22 protein-coding genes are annotated in these 15195 nt (G+C 55.1%); 20 read left to right on the top strand and 2 right to left on the bottom strand.

What is annotated here, in order from left to right; genetic code table 11:
• The first annotated feature begins 1 nt into the window (after position 1).
• The 7 genes from amrB to rpl7ae all read left to right on the top strand — a co-directional run bounded on the left by amrB (position 2) and on the right by rpl7ae (position 5549).
• Positions 2-865, top strand: a complete 864-nt coding sequence (gene amrB / locus WLZ34_RS02065) for an AmmeMemoRadiSam system protein B (protein ID WP_428727279.1) — start codon at positions 2-4, stop codon at positions 863-865.
• A complete protein-coding gene (gene fni, locus WLZ34_RS02060; RefSeq protein ID WP_434731995.1) occupies positions 841-1986 on the top strand; it encodes a type 2 isopentenyl-diphosphate Delta-isomerase in 1146 nt (381 codons plus the stop codon). Before amrB ends, fni begins: the two co-directional genes overlap by 25 nt.
• Positions 1987-1989: 3 nt before the next feature.
• Complete coding sequence (locus WLZ34_RS02055; RefSeq protein ID WP_434731688.1) at positions 1990-2511, top strand: DUF2118 family protein; 522 nt, start codon at positions 1990-1992, stop codon at positions 2509-2511.
• Positions 2447-4204 (top strand): glutamate--tRNA ligase, encoded by a 1758-nt coding sequence (locus tag WLZ34_RS02050; protein ID WP_434731687.1) that lies wholly within the window; start codon positions 2447-2449, stop codon positions 4202-4204. Before WLZ34_RS02055 ends, WLZ34_RS02050 begins: the two co-directional genes overlap by 65 nt.
• Entirely contained in the window at positions 4197-4637 is a 441-nt protein-coding gene (locus tag WLZ34_RS02045) for a hypothetical protein (protein ID WP_434731686.1), read from the top strand. The genes WLZ34_RS02050 and WLZ34_RS02045 overlap by 8 nt, the downstream gene beginning before the upstream one ends.
• Before the next feature lie 38 nt (positions 4638-4675).
• On the top strand, positions 4676-5092 hold the full coding sequence (locus WLZ34_RS02040) for an MnmC family methyltransferase (protein ID WP_434731685.1): 417 nt from the start codon (positions 4676-4678) through the stop codon (positions 5090-5092).
• 76 nt (positions 5093-5168) lie between these two features.
• Positions 5169-5549 carry a 50S ribosomal protein L7Ae gene (gene rpl7ae / locus WLZ34_RS02035; protein ID WP_428727283.1) on the top strand — a complete coding sequence of 127 codons (381 nt, stop codon included), beginning with the start codon at positions 5169-5171 and terminating at the stop codon, positions 5547-5549.
• Positions 5550-5701: 152 nt separating this feature from the next.
• On the opposite strand, the gene WLZ34_RS02030 is transcribed toward rpl7ae, so the two are convergent.
• Positions 5702-5929, bottom strand: a complete 228-nt coding sequence (locus WLZ34_RS02030; RefSeq protein ID WP_193386237.1) for a 30S ribosomal protein S28e — start codon at positions 5927-5929, stop codon at positions 5702-5704.
• 129 nt (positions 5930-6058) lie between these two features.
• Here WLZ34_RS02030 and WLZ34_RS02025 point away from each other — a divergent pair, with 129 nt between their 5' ends.
• Both WLZ34_RS02025 and ndk read left to right on the top strand, forming a co-directional pair.
• Positions 6059-6241 (top strand): 50S ribosomal protein L24e, encoded by a 183-nt coding sequence (locus tag WLZ34_RS02025; protein WP_428724493.1) that lies wholly within the window; start codon positions 6059-6061, stop codon positions 6239-6241.
• Positions 6242-6271: 30 nt separating this feature from the next.
• Entirely contained in the window at positions 6272-6691 is a 420-nt protein-coding gene (gene ndk, locus WLZ34_RS02020) for a nucleoside-diphosphate kinase (RefSeq protein WP_428727306.1), read from the top strand.
• Between the two features lie 6 nt (positions 6692-6697).
• Here the strand turns inward: ndk and infB are convergent, their stop codons facing one another.
• Entirely contained in the window at positions 6698-8548 is a 1851-nt protein-coding gene (gene infB, locus WLZ34_RS02015; RefSeq protein WP_434731684.1) for a translation initiation factor IF-2, read from the bottom strand.
• 192 nt (positions 8549-8740) lie between these two features.
• On the opposite strand from infB, the gene WLZ34_RS02010 reads away from it, so the two are divergent.
• The 11 genes from WLZ34_RS02010 (at position 8741) to WLZ34_RS01960 (ending at position 15184) form a co-directional block, all read left to right on the top strand.
• Positions 8741-9388 (top strand): 30S ribosomal protein S6e, encoded by a 648-nt coding sequence (locus tag WLZ34_RS02010; RefSeq protein ID WP_434731683.1) that lies wholly within the window; start codon positions 8741-8743, stop codon positions 9386-9388.
• A gap of 63 nt (positions 9389-9451) precedes the next feature.
• On the top strand, positions 9452-10696 hold the full coding sequence (locus tag WLZ34_RS02005) for a translation initiation factor IF-2 subunit gamma (RefSeq protein WP_434731682.1): 1245 nt from the start codon (positions 9452-9454) through the stop codon (positions 10694-10696).
• A complete protein-coding gene (locus tag WLZ34_RS02000) occupies positions 10642-11091 on the top strand; it encodes a PIN domain-containing protein (protein ID WP_428727287.1) in 450 nt (149 codons plus the stop codon). Before WLZ34_RS02005 ends, WLZ34_RS02000 begins: the two co-directional genes overlap by 55 nt.
• A gap of 53 nt (positions 11092-11144) precedes the next feature.
• A complete protein-coding gene (locus WLZ34_RS01995) occupies positions 11145-11672 on the top strand; it encodes a DNA-directed RNA polymerase (protein ID WP_428727288.1) in 528 nt (175 codons plus the stop codon).
• A 2-nt stretch (positions 11673-11674) separates the two neighbouring features.
• A complete protein-coding gene (gene spt4, locus WLZ34_RS01990) occupies positions 11675-11881 on the top strand; it encodes a transcription elongation factor subunit Spt4 (protein WP_428727289.1) in 207 nt (68 codons plus the stop codon).
• Between the two features lie 23 nt (positions 11882-11904).
• On the top strand, positions 11905-12360 hold the full coding sequence (locus WLZ34_RS01985) for a DUF359 domain-containing protein (protein ID WP_434731681.1): 456 nt from the start codon (positions 11905-11907) through the stop codon (positions 12358-12360).
• 11 nt (positions 12361-12371) lie between these two features.
• Positions 12372-12710, top strand: a complete 339-nt coding sequence (locus WLZ34_RS01980; protein WP_428727291.1) for a 30S ribosomal protein S24e — start codon at positions 12372-12374, stop codon at positions 12708-12710.
• 4 nt (positions 12711-12714) lie between these two features.
• A complete protein-coding gene (locus WLZ34_RS01975; protein ID WP_434731680.1) occupies positions 12715-12876 on the top strand; it encodes a 30S ribosomal protein S27ae in 162 nt (53 codons plus the stop codon).
• Positions 12866-13945 (top strand): KEOPS complex N(6)-L-threonylcarbamoyladenine synthase Kae1, encoded by a 1080-nt coding sequence (gene kae1, locus WLZ34_RS01970; protein ID WP_434731679.1) that lies wholly within the window; start codon positions 12866-12868, stop codon positions 13943-13945. The genes WLZ34_RS01975 and kae1 overlap by 11 nt, the downstream gene beginning before the upstream one ends.
• On the top strand, positions 13933-14616 hold the full coding sequence (locus tag WLZ34_RS01965) for a Kae1-associated kinase Bud32 (RefSeq protein ID WP_434731678.1): 684 nt from the start codon (positions 13933-13935) through the stop codon (positions 14614-14616). Before kae1 ends, WLZ34_RS01965 begins: the two co-directional genes overlap by 13 nt.
• Entirely contained in the window at positions 14564-15184 is a 621-nt protein-coding gene (locus tag WLZ34_RS01960; protein WP_434731677.1) for a non-canonical purine NTP pyrophosphatase, read from the top strand. The genes WLZ34_RS01965 and WLZ34_RS01960 overlap by 53 nt, the downstream gene beginning before the upstream one ends.
• Positions 15185-15195: the final 11 nt, after the last annotated feature.

Below are 15195 nucleotides of genomic sequence, written 5' to 3'. Positions count from 1 at the left end.
GATGAGCAAAAGGTACCCCGCTGTTGCCGGGTTTTTTTATCCAGCCAGTAGAAAAGAGCTCGTTGTGAGCATAGAACAGTCCTTCACTCACAGGTTGGGGCCCGGTAAGAAGCCCGTCTTGGCAGCCTCGCGGAATAAGAGCGTTGTCGGTTTCGTTGTCCCGCACGCTGGCTACATGTACAGCGGCCCTGTAGCAGCCCACGCCTACCTGGAGCTCGCATCGGCGGGAGTCCCGGAGACCGTCGTCGTACTTGGAACAAACCACACGGGGTACGGGGCATTAGTATCGGTTTACCCGGGTGGGACCTGGGTCACTCCACTAGGCGAGGTAAGGGTCGACGGGGAGCTCGCGAAGAAGATCGTGGAGCTCAGCGGTTTTGCTGAGTTAGACGAAGAGGCCCATGTAGAGGAGCACAGTGTTGAGGTTCAGGTCCCCTTTATTCAGTACATATACGAGGACAGAGTCAAGATCTTACCGGTCGTCATAGGGCTGCACACGGTAGATGTGGCTAGGGACCTGGCCCTCTCTTTGAAGAAGGCTGTATCGGAGCTAGGCCGGGACGTGGTAGTGCTCGCGAGTAGCGACTTCAACCACTACGAGCCTCAACACGTTACGGTAGCAAAGGACATGGAGGCCATAAACTACATCCTGAGAGGCGACTCCGAGGGCTTCTACAGGGCGATAACAGAGAAGAACATAAGCGTATGCGGTCCAGGGGGGATAATGACCCTCATAGAGTACACCAAGCTATTCGAGAAGTACACCCCGCGTATATCGCTTTTGAAACACGCTACAAGCGGCGACGTAACGGGAGACTACTCCGCCGTCGTAGGCTACGCATCGGTCAAATTCGAGGTAGCCTAAGGTGTTCCAGCCTGGTTGTAGACCACTTACTGAGGAAGCTTAGCCACATAAACGTGGTTCTGACCAAGGACGTCGACCACCCAGACCACTGTAAGCAGTACTTCGACTCAGTCGTACTGGTGCACCAGGCATTCCCAGCGCTGAGACTGGAGGACGTAGACCTACGCGTCAGGTTCCTGAAGTACGAGGTTAACGCTCCAGTTATGATCACCGGTATGACAGGGGGGCATCCCGAGGTCTACCCGGTTAACGAGAAGCTGGCAACGATAGCAGAAGCACTACGTATACCCATAGGCGTCGGGTCGATGAGGCCCGTGCTAGTGAAGCGGGGCGACACCGCTGTAGCAGAGACCTACAAAATCGTAAGGCGCGTGGCACGGGACGTCCCCGTAATAGGTAATATAGGTGCGGTCAACCTGCCGAGCTTAGACGAAAGACTCTTTATAGACCTAGTGAACGAGTTTGAGCTAGACGCGCTGGCAGTCCACTTAAACCCTGCTCAAGAAGTCGTACAGCCGGAGGGCGAGACAGGGTTTACCGTTGAGGTGGTCGAGGCGGTAGTCAGACTGTCGAAGACTGTGGGAGTCCCTTTAATAGTCAAGGAAGTCGGGAACGGGCTCTCAATGGAGGCGGTCTCGGTCTTCTACTCGAAGGGCATCAGAATGTTCGATGTTGCGGGGGCCTGCGGCACAAACTGGGTTTCCGTGGAAAAGCACAGGCTCCCAGAGGACGACGTGAGGAGAGTCGTGGCAGAGGCCCTCTCTTCATGGGGTATACCAACCCCAGCCGCCATTGTGGAGGCCAGGTACGTAGCCCCCGACGCTACTATAATAGCTAGCGGGGGGGTCTGGGACGGTTTGAGGGCTGCCAAGTCGATATCGCTAGGGGCGGACCTCGTAGGCCTGGCAAAACCCTTGCTCAAGACGCTCCTTCTGGAGGGCTACGAGCGGGCTCTGAAGTTCATGGAGGCATACATACATACCCTGAAGACCGTCATGTTCTTGACGTCCTCGCGGAATACGTTCGAGCTGAGAAGGAGGCCCGTAGTCATACTCAGCCCACTACTAGAATACTTGAAGCAGAGGGGGGTCGACGTAAACGAGTACGTGATGGCGAGGTAAGAGTTGCACTACTACCCGGCAGTCCTAGTACCGTGTTCTAGCAACGCGAAATGGTGCCTTGTAGGAGACCAGCTCTGTCCGTCGGCTGGCTCGTGCGAGTCTGGTCAAGGTTTCTGCCCTATCGAGTACGAGAGGGCTCTAGAGAGAATAGACCTCGTCGAGGCCACTGTTGTAAGCGACTTCATCGTCATCGAAAAGTACGGTCTGTCCATCCCATCAACACGCGGGTTCTACCTTAAGGCGGGGGACAAGGTATGTCTCCAAGAGGTCTCGGCAGCCTACGTGACGGTTACCAAGGGGGAGGGCGACCCGGTAAGGGAGGGGGAGAAAATAGGCTACATGCTCTCCTCTAAGGGCAATCTCAAGACTATAAGGTCTAGTTGTAATGGGATAATAACGCTGGTCATCAATATAACATGGGAGATGCCAGAGAAATACGTGGTCGTGGTAGTGAAGGAGGATGAGCTTAGACAAGTCTTTGTTAGAGAAGGTACGGGAGGTTGCTCTAAAGAACGCCTTAGTTAACGCTGTTAAACACAGTGGTAGGGCTGATACTAAGGCTGTAGTCTCGAAGGTTCTCGGAGAGCTGCCAGAGGCTAGGAAGTACGCGAAAGAAGTGGTCAAGGTTGTCCAGGAGGTCGTCGACTCCGTTAACAGAATGGCGCCCGAGGAGCAGCTTAGGCTTCTAAAGTCCAACTGGCCCGACCTAGTCCTCGAGAAAAGAGCAGAGAAGGAGAAGACCCTCCCGCCGCTACCAGAAGCAGCGGAGGGCAAGGTCGCCACAAGGTTCGCCCCCAACCCAGATTTCGCCATACACTTGGGTAACGCGCGGCCGGCGCTACTTAGCTACTGGTACGCGAGGGAGTATAACGGGAAGTTCATTCTCAGGTTCGAGGACACGGACCCAAGAACAAAGGCCCCATTCCCGGAGGCATATCTGCAGATCAAAGAGGACCTGAGGTGGCTCGACGTCAAGTGGGACGAGGAGTACATTCAGAGCCTCAGGATGGAATTGTTCTACAAAATAGCGAAGGAGTTGATCAGGGTAGGCGGGGCTTACGTGGACAGGTGTGGCGAAGAAGACTTTCGGAAACTCAGAAACGAGGGCAAGGCCTGCCCTCACAGGGGTAAGAGCCCCGAGGAGAACCTCGAGGAGTTTGACAAAATGCTTGAAGGCCGTTTCGCTGAAGGAGAGGCTGTTGTAAGGGTGAAGACCGACCTCCTCCACCCCGACCCAAGCGTGCGGGACTGGGTGGCTCTGAGGATAATAGACACGTCCAAGACCCCTCACCCTATAACCGGGGACAAGTACGTCGTGTGGCCCACATACAATTTCGCTGCTGGAGTAGACGACTACTTGATGGGGGTCACCCACATACTCCGCGCGAAAGAGCACGTGTCGAACACCGTGAAGCAGAAGTATCTCTACGACCACCTCGGCTGGAAGTACCCCGTCACGATTCACTTCGGTAGGCTGGGCCTCGAAGGCGTTATCCTTAGCAAGTCGAAGATGAGAAAGCTCAGTACGAGATCAGGTCTAAACCCCTACACCGACCTGAGGTTCGGCACTATTAGCAGCTTGAGGAGGAGGGGCATCAAGGCAGAGACTATACACCGCGTCGTCATGGACGTAGGAATAAAACCCGTTGACGCCAAGGTCAGCTTGGTGAACTTGTTTGCTATAAACAGGAGCATCGTGGACCCAATTGCTAGAAGGTACATGGCGGTGGAGGACCCTGTACTAGCGGTTATGGAGCTGAATGTCGACAAGGCCGAGGCCCACATACCGAGGAGACTTGGGACTAAGGAGGTCGACCGCTACGAGGTTAGGGGCGGGGACATTGTGGCCGTATCACAAAAAGACCTCGTGGCATATAAGGAGACGGGTTTCAGGCTGATAGGTCTAGGGAATTTCCGCGTCAAGGGGGTAGTGGAGAGAGACGGGCTACCTCTAATACAGCTCGAGTTGACGAGTCTGAGCTCAGAGGACGCGAAGAGACTCGACCTCCCGATCATACAATGGGTGAAGGTGGGCGAGCACGTCCAGGGTAAGCTGATCAGAGCAGAGGGCGACAGGGTGGAATCCCGCGACATACTCGCCGAGAAGAGGATCCTAGACGAGAAAGCAGACAGTATAGTCCAGTTGTACAGGGTAGGGTTCGCTAGAGTGGACTACGTAGGCGACGACGAGATCGTCCTCGTGTACAGCCATGACTGAGGGATGGCTGAGAGCCCTCAGGTTTCCACGCTATTTTTACAGGCCTGCGAGGGGTTATTGGTTCACGAGCTTTCTGGCGCAGTTAATCGAGAGCGGAGAGGGTTGCCTCAATGTCACACTGGACATAGGGCTCACGCAGAGCCAGGTCTGTAGACAGGGCGGTTACGTGAGAGTCGGGGACGTAGAGCTCCCTATTACCGACCTGAAGCCTACTGAACCTGATAGGGTCGTGTTCTTCGACGTCGATAGGCATGAGCTCTACGAGGTTGTCAAGCACACGGAGTCGGGGTTCTACAAGCTCAAGGCTGTCGGGCTAGACGTAGCCCCGACACTCGAGATCAACGGTATTCACATGCACCGGATAAAGGACGTCGACCCCATCACTGACACGCTGTACAAGATAAGAGCGTTGAGACCCAAGAGAGGGGCGTAGTCCTCGACACTTGCCTGGGGCTGGGATACACGGCGATTATGGCGGCCAAGTCTGGGGCAAGCCTGGTAGTCTCGTTCGAGATAGACCCTAACGTTGTTTACATCGCCGAGAGGAATCCGTGGAGCAGGGGCCTGGCCGACGAGAGGGTGAAGGTCTACCTAGGCGACGTAGTCGAGGCTGTGTACGAGTTGCCGGACGAATTCTTTGACAGGGTCATTCACGACCCCCCGAGGTTCACGTCCTCGACGGGTGACCTGTACAGCCAGGAGTTCTACAACCAGCTGTTCAGGGTCTTGAAGCCAGGCGGGGTGCTCTTCCACTACACGGGTGAACCTAGGGCGAGGGGGCCTCCGAGCATTCTGAAGGGGATAAAGGAGAGACTCGTAAGGGCCGGTTATGTGAGGGTGTTCTTTGACAGGAGGGCTCTGGGGTTTACCGCTGTGAAACCCGGTTAAGCCGCTCTAAGTTAACGTTAAAAACCCGTTGTAGAATTCTAGGAGACTACAGACGACCACTAGGGAGGAGGATGATATGCCCAAACCGTTCTACGTGAAATTCGAGGTTCCGCAAGACCTGGCTGAGAAGGCGTACGAGCTCCTTAAGAAAGCGAGGGAGACCGGCGGGAAAATCAGGAAGGGGACAAACGAGACCACTAAGGCCGTGGAGAGGGGTCAGGCGAAACTCGTGCTGATCGCGGAAGATGTAGACCCTCCAGAGATAGTCGCTCACCTGCCAGCGCTGTGCGACGAGAAAAAGATACCCTACATATACGTGCCCAGCAAGCAGAGACTAGGGCAGGCGACCGGTATTGAAGTCGCCGCAGCCAGCGCGGCGGTAATCGACTTCGGGGGAGCTAAGGATCTCGCCGAGGAAGTGCTGTCGAAACTGAAGGAGATCAGGGCCAAGAGCTAAGGGTGAACCGCTCCTACATACAAAAGAACCGTTTTTATTTTCAGCTTTCGGTTTTTGGCCTCGTGTGCCGCCAGAATAGTCCTATTGGACCAAGTAGTCTTGATAGCCAAGAGCCCCTCTCTTCTACCGGCAAAGGACTGACGTAGAGAGGTCTACCTCTTGCCTGTGAGCTTCTTGGCTTCTCTCTCCGTCTCTCTCAGTATGAGAATATCGCCAACTCTAACAGGTCCCTTGACATTCCTGGTTATGACTCTCCCCTTATCGCGCCCTTCGAGGACTCTTACTCGAACCTGTATAATCTCGCCTGTGACACCCGTCCTTCCGAGTATCTGGACGACTTCGGCGGGGAAGCCTATCTCCTCTACTACGTTGACGTTCAGCGGCTCGAAGACAACTTTCTTAGGGCTGCTCGTTGTTATCACCTTAGCAACTTTTACAACTAAAGCGTGTTTATAAAGGTTTATATTGGAGGTTTAAACTGCTTGGTGTATGTAGTGGGTGTGCTTACAATGCTGAAGATAGTGACGTGTGCCTTTTGCGGCAGAGAGATAGAGCCGGGAACAGGCTTGATGTTCGTGAAAAACGACGGCTCAATCCTGTACTTCTGTAGCAGCAAGTGCTTCAAGAACTACAGGCTGGGTAGAGACCCGAGAAAGTACAAGTGGACCGCAAAGCACTCGGCCCAGAAATGATGAAACGAGTGAAGGCCGGTGAGTGTTGAGGTGGTTGTAGAGAGAACACTTGTGATGGTGAAGCCGGACGGGGTTCGTAGAGGACTCGTAGGCGAGATCATCTCGCGCTTCGAGAAAAAGGGTTTCCGTATTGTGGGCCTGAAGATGTTGAGGATGAATAGGGAGCTCGCGGAGAAGTTCTACAGTGTACACAGGGGCAAGCCCTTCTTCAACTCTCTAATCGACTTCATAACGTCGGGGCCCGTAGTGGCAATGGTGATAGAGGGGGACTCGGCGATCAGCGTCGCGAGGCTTATGATCGGTAGCACGGACGGTAGAGAGGCTCTCCCAGGCACTATACGGGGTGACTACGCGCTCTCGAAATCGGAGAACGTCGTCCACGCTAGCGACAGCCCGGAGTCTGCAGCGTACGAAATAGGCTTGTTATTCAGCGAGAACGAGCTAGCTTAGCTGGGCTTACAGCTGGTAGAAGCCCCCGTAGAACGGATCCTTCTTTTTCTTTATCGCGATTATCTCTTTTAGAACAAGGAGCTCGTCATCGGACAACTCACTCCTGTACTTTGTCAGCCAGAGGTTGACGTGGTCTTTTGGGACACTAGTGTACAGTAGGTCTCCTTCGTCGATTTGCCTGCCGACCATAACGTGGCCCTTGATACTTATCGCGACAGAGGATCCTACTACTGCCTCCTTTAACACCTGGTCTTTGTCTCTGATCTGCAGGATCACCCCTACCTCGGTGCCGTCTTCCCTCATGAGAGGGTACCCGGGCTTTATTCTACCGCCCAACACCTCGACGCCGACAATTGCGGGGTCGCTCCTCCTAAAGACATAGCCCGGCAGTATTCTTATTTTACCGGGTCTAACAAGCTGCTCTAGTTCTTTCATCTTCTCTCTAGTCCTAACCTCTTTGACCCACTTGTCGAACTCCTCGAGTAACTGGTATATCACGTTGTGGTATAAGATGTTCACGTTTTCTCTTTCGGCCAGGCTCTTCGCCTCGGGTAGTACTTTGACGTTGAAGGCCAACACCACTTTATACTCAGGAGCCGTCTTACCAACAATGGAGGCCTCTAGGACGTCGTTTTGGGTCACCGGGCCCACGTCGGCTATTCTCACGGGTATGCCCATTTGTTTTAGAGCAGAGGTCAAAGCCTCTAGTGTGCCCAGTGTATCGGCTTTGACCACCACACCGCTCCCACTGCCCCTCACTATGATCTCGCCCACCTCCTCCCTAACAGCCTTGACGACCTCACCCAGCACCTCATCGCTGGGAGCGACGTATATCGGGGAGCCGGCTAGCGCGTCGTCGAGGTTCGCGGCGGATATCTTTACGCCGGCGGCCGCCACGACCTGGTCTATGAGGGTGAAGGCCCCCTCGTGCATTCTCATGTCCTGTAGCGGCCTTGGCATTAGGAGCGCCCTGACCTTCGTGACTATAGGCCCGCTCTTCCCTGCGAGAACGATGGTGTCGCCCCTCTTCAAGACGCCGTCGAATACGACGGCGTCGATAGTCGTCCCAAAGCCGGGCTCCTCCTTAACCTCGAGGACTACCCCTTTCGCAGGCTCGTTCTTGGTTACAAGTCTCTTCTTCATGAACTGCTGTACTAGCCCTGTGATCAGTGCGAGGAGCTCCGGGATGCCTTCACCGGTCTTGGCAGAGACCGGCACGACTGCCACGGTCTTACGGAAGTCTCTTACCCTGTCAAACCTGTCCGCCTCGAATCCCTGCTCGTACAGCTTCGAGACGATCGCGTAGATCCTCTCGTCTAGCTTAGCGAGGGCCTTCTGGCTCTGCGACTTGAGGGACTCTAAGAAGGAGGCGTCGGGCTTCGAGACCCACCCCTCCACCCTATCGATCTTGTTGGCCACCACCACGAAGGGGACTCTCTTCTCCTTCAGTATGCTGAGGGCCTCGTAGGTCTGCTTCTGGAAGCCCTCTATGACGTCGACGACTAGCAGGGCGAGGTCGGCAACACTACCCCCTCTGCGCCTCAAGTTCGAGAAGAGTTCGTGGCCGGGGGTGTCGATGAACAGTATACCGGGGATATCAACGGTCAGCCTCGGGAAGAACTTCCTCAGGGGCTCGGTCACCTTCTTGAGAACGCTGGCCGGCACCATACTCGCACCCACGTGCTGTGTGATTTCGCCCGGCTCTTTCTTAGCCACAGCAGTACCCCTGATCTTGTCCAGCAAGGTGGTTTTCCCGTGATCTACGTGTCCCAAGACTACTACTATGGGCTGCCTTATCCACTGTTCGGCGTCAGACCCCAACTCGGCGTCACCCCTACTGGAGTCACCTGCTCTCACATTTTTACATTGTGAGGTTCACAGCTTAATTAAATGTACGCCAGTAATAGACCCGGGCGAACCCGCCTCGTCCACGCTGAAGAATCTCGGTCAGCCCGAATTCTCACCGGCAGGGCTGGTCTTACTAGAGAAGCGTTTATAAAACTGGCTTTTACATCTAAAACTAGTCCACCGGGCAACTGGTGGAGTCGTATGCCTGACTTCAAGATCGTGGTGAGCGACCCGGAAGCACCTAAGAAGGAGGTCGTTTTAAAGGTCAAAGTAATCGGAGACCCCGATGTGGAGTACACTGACAAAATAAAAGAGAAGTTCGAGTTGCCCAGGATCAAGCTCAACCCGGAGACCATCAACAGGCTCGGGGCTAAACACGGCGTTGTCACGATAAGAATGAGGAGGCCGGACACAGGCGACAAGGTGAAAATAACGGGAGTGGCCATCCCCGACTCAGCGGTTCCCGAGGGGGAGGCCAGGGTGAACTCGGAGCAGATGATAAACCTTACGGGCGTTAACGAGCTCGAGGGCGAGATTTTCAGGGCGAGGGCTTGGCAGATCAGGGTCAACGACGAGAGGACGAACTCGTTAATAGGCCTGAAAATAGGCGAGGAGATAGGCGGCGAGATAGTTGGTCTCAAGGGCGTCAAGCTGGTTATAACCGGTGGTAGCGACAACAGCGGGTTCCCGATGAGACCCGACATTCACGGGCCCGTTAAGAAGAGGGCTCTCTTATCGGGTCCGCCAGGCTTTCACCCGGCTGAGAGCGGAGAGAGGAGGAAGAAGACTGTTCGCGGGGACACCATATCGGGTGACATAGTCCAGATAAACGCGATGATTAAATACTAGGAAGGTGGTATTTCTTCACCGCTGAAACCTGGTGCTCGAGGTGAACGGTTTCTGCCCTGGGAGATGAGACAGCCCGAAGTGAATATAGGTGTTGTCGGCCACGTTGACCACGGGAAAACGACGCTCGTACAGGCTATAACAGGCATTTGGACCGCTAAGCACAGCGACGAGATAAAGAGGGGTATGACGATTAAACTAGGCTACGCGGACGGGAATATCGCGTACTGCGACTCCTTGAACCCACCCGAAGCATACACCACGGAACAGGTATGCCCCGACAGTAGCGAGTCAAGGCTTCTCAGGCGGGTCAGTTTCATAGACGCCCCCGGTCACGAGGCGCTCATGGCCACTATGCTGAGCGGCTCCTCTCTGATGGACGGAGCGATACTCGTCGTAGCGGCAAACGAGCCGTGTCCCCAGCCGCAGACCCTAGAGCACTTCTCGGCTCTCAACATAATAGGCATCAGGAGGGTCGTCGTAGTTCAGAACAAAATCGACGTGGTGTCGAAAGAGAGAGCGCTGGAGAACTACCGCGAGATCAGGAGACTTCTAGAGGGCTCTCCGATCGAGGACGCCCCTATAATACCGGTCTCCTCGCTCCACAAGGTGAACATTGACGTAGTCCTAGAAGCGCTTTACGAGGAGATCCCTGTCCCCGAGAGAAACTTGGCGGGGGACCCGATAATGCTCGTGGCTAGGAGTTTCGAAGTGAATAGGCCTGGAACCCCGTACAGAGATCTGCTAGGCGGGGTTGTCGGGGGGTCGTTAATACAGGGTGTCTTGAGGGTAGGAGACGAGATCGAGATCGTCCCTGGGGCTAAAGTACTTGTCGGAAAGACGTCCTACAAGTACCAGCCGCTCGTAAGCACTATTGAAGAGCTAAGGTTCGGCGACCTGAGGGTTAAAGAGGCTAGGCCGGGCGGACTACTGGCGATAGGCACTAACCTAGACCCCTCTCTCACCAAGGCGGATAGCCTCGTCGGCAACGTCGTCGGGAGGCCCGGTAGAACGCCACCAGTCGTCGACTCTCTGACTATACAGTACAATGTACTAGAGAGAGTCGTTGGTCTTAAGGAGCTAAGTAAGATGTCTCCGCTGCAGCAAAAGGAGATGATAGTCCTTACTATTGGTACGGCCGTGAGAGTGGGGACCATAACGAAGCTCAGTAAGGACCACATGGAGGTCGAGTTGAAGGAGCCTGTAGCAACGTGGCCCAACTTTAGGGTGGCTCTGAGCAGGAGGGTCCTCGGTAGGTGGAGGCTCTCGGGTTGGGGTATAATAGAGAGTGTGGCCAGCAAAGGAGCCTAGAAATTGTCCTTGACACAAACTTTGTAGTTATCTTGTCCGAGCACCCCCACCTAATATCCCAGCTGGAAGGCATTACCGAGTACCCCTACAAATGTGTGCTGCTGAGCGCGGTGCTCAGAGAGCTCGAAACCGTATCAAGACAGCTCGGAAGGACGAAGAGGAGGTTGCTAGAGAGAGTCTTGGACCACCTTAAACACAGGTGTAGCGTCGTCGACTTTGAAACAGCGCCTGACGCGGATCAGGCGATCATAGAGTACGCGAGCGGCAGGGGCTGTCTTGTGGCCGTGGCGACAAACGACAGAGAGCTCAGGAGGCGGTTGAGAGAGGCTGGGATTCCAAGTATATACTTCAGAGAGGAGTCGCGTAGGCTAGAGTACGAGGGTTTACTGCCTTGATCGTGAAAACATTAAAAAGACCCTCTTAATACTATTAGGCTAAGGTGTGCTTATTGTTCAAACTCATTAAAGTCAAGAGCGTGGTCAGAATACCCCCGGACAAGTTCGGTAGGCCTCTTGACGAGGTCTCGTGGGAAGAGCTTAGGAAGGAGTACGAGGGGGCGTTGACGAGTAACGCGGGGCTGGTAGTGGCAATATTAGACGTGAAGGTCAACGAGTACGGCAGGATTATACACGGCGACGGCGCCACATACCACGACGTAGAATTCACAGCCCTGACGTTCGACCCGTTCCTAAAGGAGGTGGTCGAGGGAGAAGTCCTCAACGTCACGGAGAGCGGTATCTTCATAGACTTGGGCCCCCTCGACGGCTTCATCTACATAGGTCAAGTCTCCGACGAGCGAGCCGAGTACGACTCCTCTAGGCAAGCCCTCTTGCTGAAGGGCGGGAAGAAGACTATCGAGAAAGGCGACGTGGTTAAGGCCAGGATTTACAACATCGGCCTCCAGCCGGGGAAGGGCCTGAGAATCCAGCTGACGATGAGACAGGTCGGCCTAGGCAAAGTTGAGAAGGAGGAGTAGCCTTGTCTACTCGTGGAAAGCCATTCAAGGTTTGCCGGAGGTGCAGGACGCTGGTAGACAAAAAAGCCGAGGTATGCCCTGTCTGCGGCTCAAAGGACTTCTCAGAGGAGTGGGAGGGGGTCGTAGTAGTAATCGACCCAGCCAAGTCGTCTGTATCCAAGGAGCTGGAGCTCACAAAACCTGGTCGCTACGCTATAAAGGTAGTTTAACCTTGTTTCTACCGTCCCTGGTATTGAGGGAGGAGTTCAGGAGAAGTGCCAGCCTGCCACAGGGCACACTCTACGTCGCGCCCGAAGAGGGTACTGTTAGAGGGCTCAAGTTCACTGCCACAGTAGGGGATGTCGTGTCGGAGACTCTCGAGTCGTCAATAAAGGTCGTCGACGGTAAAACGAGAAGGGGCGACCACCGCCCCGGCGCCGTTGGCGTAGCGAACATCGTCAACCCGCGGGGGGCGGTATCGCTCCACTCTCTCACGGTTCTAAGGGGGTCTAGAGGCGGCACGTACGTTGTCCTCGGAGAGGAGGACCTCTTGACGACTTCTCTCGCTTGGGTGTTGAGCCGGGGTACAATAGCCTACGGGCAACCAGGCGTAGGTGTGGTCTCCGTGGAAGTCGACAAGGTCAGGTTAGCGAAGTTTATTAAAGTATTAAAACCTGCCATAATTCATATAACACCTGGTCGTGCTTAAGGGGGTAGAGCATGGGCAAGAACGTCCAGGTCGGCGAGTTTGCCGGCGAGGTTGTCGAGGAAAAGTACAACCCGCTCATAAGGCGTAGGGAAGTAGTCTTGAGGATAGGCCACGTCGGTAAGGGTACGATCAGCAGGGGGCTTCTTCGAGCAGAGCTGGCGAGGCTGTACAACGTGTCCGTGGAGCACGTGTACGTGAAGAAGATCGAGACGGAGTACGGCATGGGAGTCAGCGTGGTCAGAGCCCACATCTACGACTCGCCGGACAGGGCGAGGTACTTCGAGCCCGAGTACATTGTAAAGAGGAACGAGGAGGCTCTCCAGAAACTCCAACAGGCGCAGGGTGGCTAGGGACATGGCGCACGTCCATAAACTCTACGAGTTTGACCTAGAGAAGGGCTTCATAAAGCCCAGGAACAAGAAGTGCCCGAAGTGCGGTAGCTTCATGGCTTACCACAAACAACCTGTCCCGAGATGGCACTGCGGGAAGTGCGGTTACACCGAGTATGTCCGGTAAGGTCAAGTACAGGATACCCTTCACAGTCCCCCTTAGAGAGGACAGGAGCGTACTAGTCCTGGGGTTCGAATCTACAAGCCACACCTTTGGTGTCGGCCTAGTAGAGTTCAGGGAAGGCGCTGTCACCATACTGGCAAACGTCAACAAGAGGTACACTCCGTCCAAGGGAGGCATACACCCAAGAGAGGCCTCTTACACCCACCTTAGGAACTCGAAACAAGCCCTCGAGGAGGCACTAGACCAAGCCAGTGTAAAGTTGAAGGAGGTAGACGCGGTCGCAGTAGCCCTGGGGCCCGGTCTAGGCCCTTGTATCAGGGTAGGCGCTACCCTGGCTAGGTTCATTGCATCGATGTCGAACAAGCCTCTAGTCCCGGTCAACCACGCGGTCGCACACGTCGAGATCGGTAAGCTGGTCTCGGGGCTGGCCGACCCGGTAGTGGTCTACGTCTCCGGCGGCAACACCATGGTCCTCGCAGGTAAGAACCGCACCTACAGGGTGTACGGGGAGACCCTCGATATACCCCTCGGGAACCTCTTCGACACTTTCACGCGCGAGGTCGGAATTGCCCCACCCTACGTGGTCGACGGTAAACACGCTATAGACGTGTGCTCCGAGTGGGGGCAGGAGTTCATACCCCTACCATACGTCGTGAAGGGTAACGACCTGAGCTTTTCTGGGCTGTTAACTGCGGCTCTCCACCTGGCTAAGAGAGCGGGCAGGAGCGACAAGAGGAGACTAGGTGACATATGTTTGAGCCTCAGGGAGACCGCCTTCAACATGCTAGTAGAGGTCTCCGAGAGAGTCTTACTCACCACTGAAAAGGACTCGGTCCTGCTGGTAGGGGGTGTGGCGTCGAACGCCGAACTGAATAGGAAGTTCGAGCTGATGGCTTCAGAGCACAACGCCGTCTACCACTCAACACCACCCGAGTACTCGGGCGACAACGGTGCGATGATAGCCTACACTGGTCTACTACACTACCTCTACGGGGTTACAGTAGACCCTGTGAAAGCATACGTAAGGCAGAGGTGGAGAGTGGACGAGGTAGAAGTCCCATGGGTCCCATAGAGAGGCTAACGAGGCTTGCGGAGGGGGCGGAGTCGATCGTCCTGCTCGGTAGCCTACTCGGGCAGGACGTTGTGGTCAAGGTAAGAGTCAGTAGGAGCTACAGGCACCCCGACTACGACAGGGTCTTCAGGTTCTACAGGACAAAGACCGAGGCCAGGGTCATGGCCGAGCTACTCGAGAAAGGCTTGAAAGTGCCTCAACCAATCCTGGTGGACATGGAGAACTACGTGATCGTGATGACATTCGTCAAGGGTCGCCGGCTTCTTCACGTGCTGAACAACTACGGGGTCGAAGACCTGGAAAGGATATACAGGGACGTCGGCCGACAGGTGGGCGTCATGCACAACTCGGGGATCTACCACGGCGACCTCACAGTCTCCAACGTGATCGTTACCGAAAACGGCGAGGCCTACATCATAGACTTCGGGCTATCGGGGTACAGCAACGACGTCGAGGAGTATGCAATAGACCTACACCTATTCGACAGAAGCACGAGGAACCTTGTACCGGACAAGGCAGACCGGCTGTTCAAGTCTTTTATCGAGGGCTACAGCTCAACGTTCCCTAGGCACCAAGAAGTGGTCGAGAGGATGGTCGACATTAGAAGGAGGGGGAGGTATGTCGAGGAAAGGCTCAGAAGAAAGCTCAGGCGCGAAGCATACACCCAGTAGGCAGGAGCTACTCTTCGTGTCGGACAATATACACAAGTACGAGGAGGTGAGAGCTGTTGCCAGAGAACTGGGCTTCGACGTTCAACTAATGCCCGGCCTCAAGCTCGAGGTGCAGAGCGACAGCATAGAGGAGGTGTCGAGGAAATCGGCAATACTCGCGTACTTGCTTGTTGGCAGGCCCCTTTTTGTCGAGGACGCGGGGTTGTATATCCAGGCTCTGAGGGGGTTCCCGGGTCCGTACAGCAGCTTCGTGTACAGGACGATAGGCATCGAAGGAGTGCTTAAGCTGTTAGAGGGCGCGAGCGATAGGAGGGCGTGCTTCAAGTCGGTGGCGACGGTGATATACGAGCCCTTCATCGTCGTTGGACATGGAGAGGTATGTGGGTTCATAACCGACAGGCCGAGGGGTAGCCGGGGTTTCGGCTTCGACCCGATTTTCACGCCAGACGGGTCAGAGAAGACATTTGGCGAGATGAGCTTAGAGGAGAAGAACAGGTTCTCCCACAGGGCGAAGTCTGTTTATAGCGCTCTGAGCAGGCTGAAAAAGATGATGGAGCAGAGCGGGTAGTAGCCGGGTAA

Origin of the sequence: Thermogladius sp. KZ2Tp1, from assembly GCF_051131135.1 — an archaeon.
In the GTDB taxonomy this organism is placed as follows: domain Archaea; phylum Thermoproteota; class Thermoprotei_A; order Sulfolobales; family Desulfurococcaceae; genus Thermogladius.
Note: the sequence above shows the minus strand (reverse complement) of the source record. Positions and strands in the feature narration are given on the sequence as shown.

Excerpts from the sequence above, each read along its gene's own strand:
- WLZ34_RS02040 (WP_434731685.1), top strand. The coding sequence starts at position 4,676 with ATGGCGGCCAAGTCTGGGGCAAGCCTGGTAGTCTCGTTCGAGATAGAC.
- WLZ34_RS02025 (WP_428724493.1), top strand. The coding sequence starts at position 6,059 with ATGCTGAAGATAGTGACGTGTGCCTTTTGCGGCAGAGAGATAGAGCCG.
- WLZ34_RS02050 (WP_434731687.1), top strand. The coding sequence starts at position 2,447 with ATGAGCTTAGACAAGTCTTTGTTAGAGAAGGTACGGGAGGTTGCTCTA.
- kae1 (WP_434731679.1), top strand. The coding sequence starts at position 12,866 with ATGTCCGGTAAGGTCAAGTACAGGATACCCTTCACAGTCCCCCTTAGA.
- WLZ34_RS02005 (WP_434731682.1), top strand. The coding sequence starts at position 9,452 with ATGAGACAGCCCGAAGTGAATATAGGTGTTGTCGGCCACGTTGACCAC.
- WLZ34_RS01965 (WP_434731678.1), top strand. The coding sequence starts at position 13,933 with ATGGGTCCCATAGAGAGGCTAACGAGGCTTGCGGAGGGGGCGGAGTCG.
- WLZ34_RS01980 (WP_428727291.1), top strand. The coding sequence starts at position 12,372 with ATGGGCAAGAACGTCCAGGTCGGCGAGTTTGCCGGCGAGGTTGTCGAG.
- WLZ34_RS02045 (WP_434731686.1), top strand. The coding sequence starts at position 4,197 with ATGACTGAGGGATGGCTGAGAGCCCTCAGGTTTCCACGCTATTTTTAC.
- rpl7ae (WP_428727283.1), top strand. The coding sequence starts at position 5,169 with ATGCCCAAACCGTTCTACGTGAAATTCGAGGTTCCGCAAGACCTGGCT.
- WLZ34_RS02010 (WP_434731683.1), top strand. The coding sequence starts at position 8,741 with ATGCCTGACTTCAAGATCGTGGTGAGCGACCCGGAAGCACCTAAGAAG.
- WLZ34_RS01960 (WP_434731677.1), top strand. The coding sequence starts at position 14,564 with ATGTCGAGGAAAGGCTCAGAAGAAAGCTCAGGCGCGAAGCATACACCC.
- amrB (WP_428727279.1), top strand. The coding sequence starts at position 2 with ATGAGCAAAAGGTACCCCGCTGTTGCCGGGTTTTTTTATCCAGCCAGT.
- WLZ34_RS01975 (WP_434731680.1), top strand. The coding sequence starts at position 12,715 with ATGGCGCACGTCCATAAACTCTACGAGTTTGACCTAGAGAAGGGCTTC.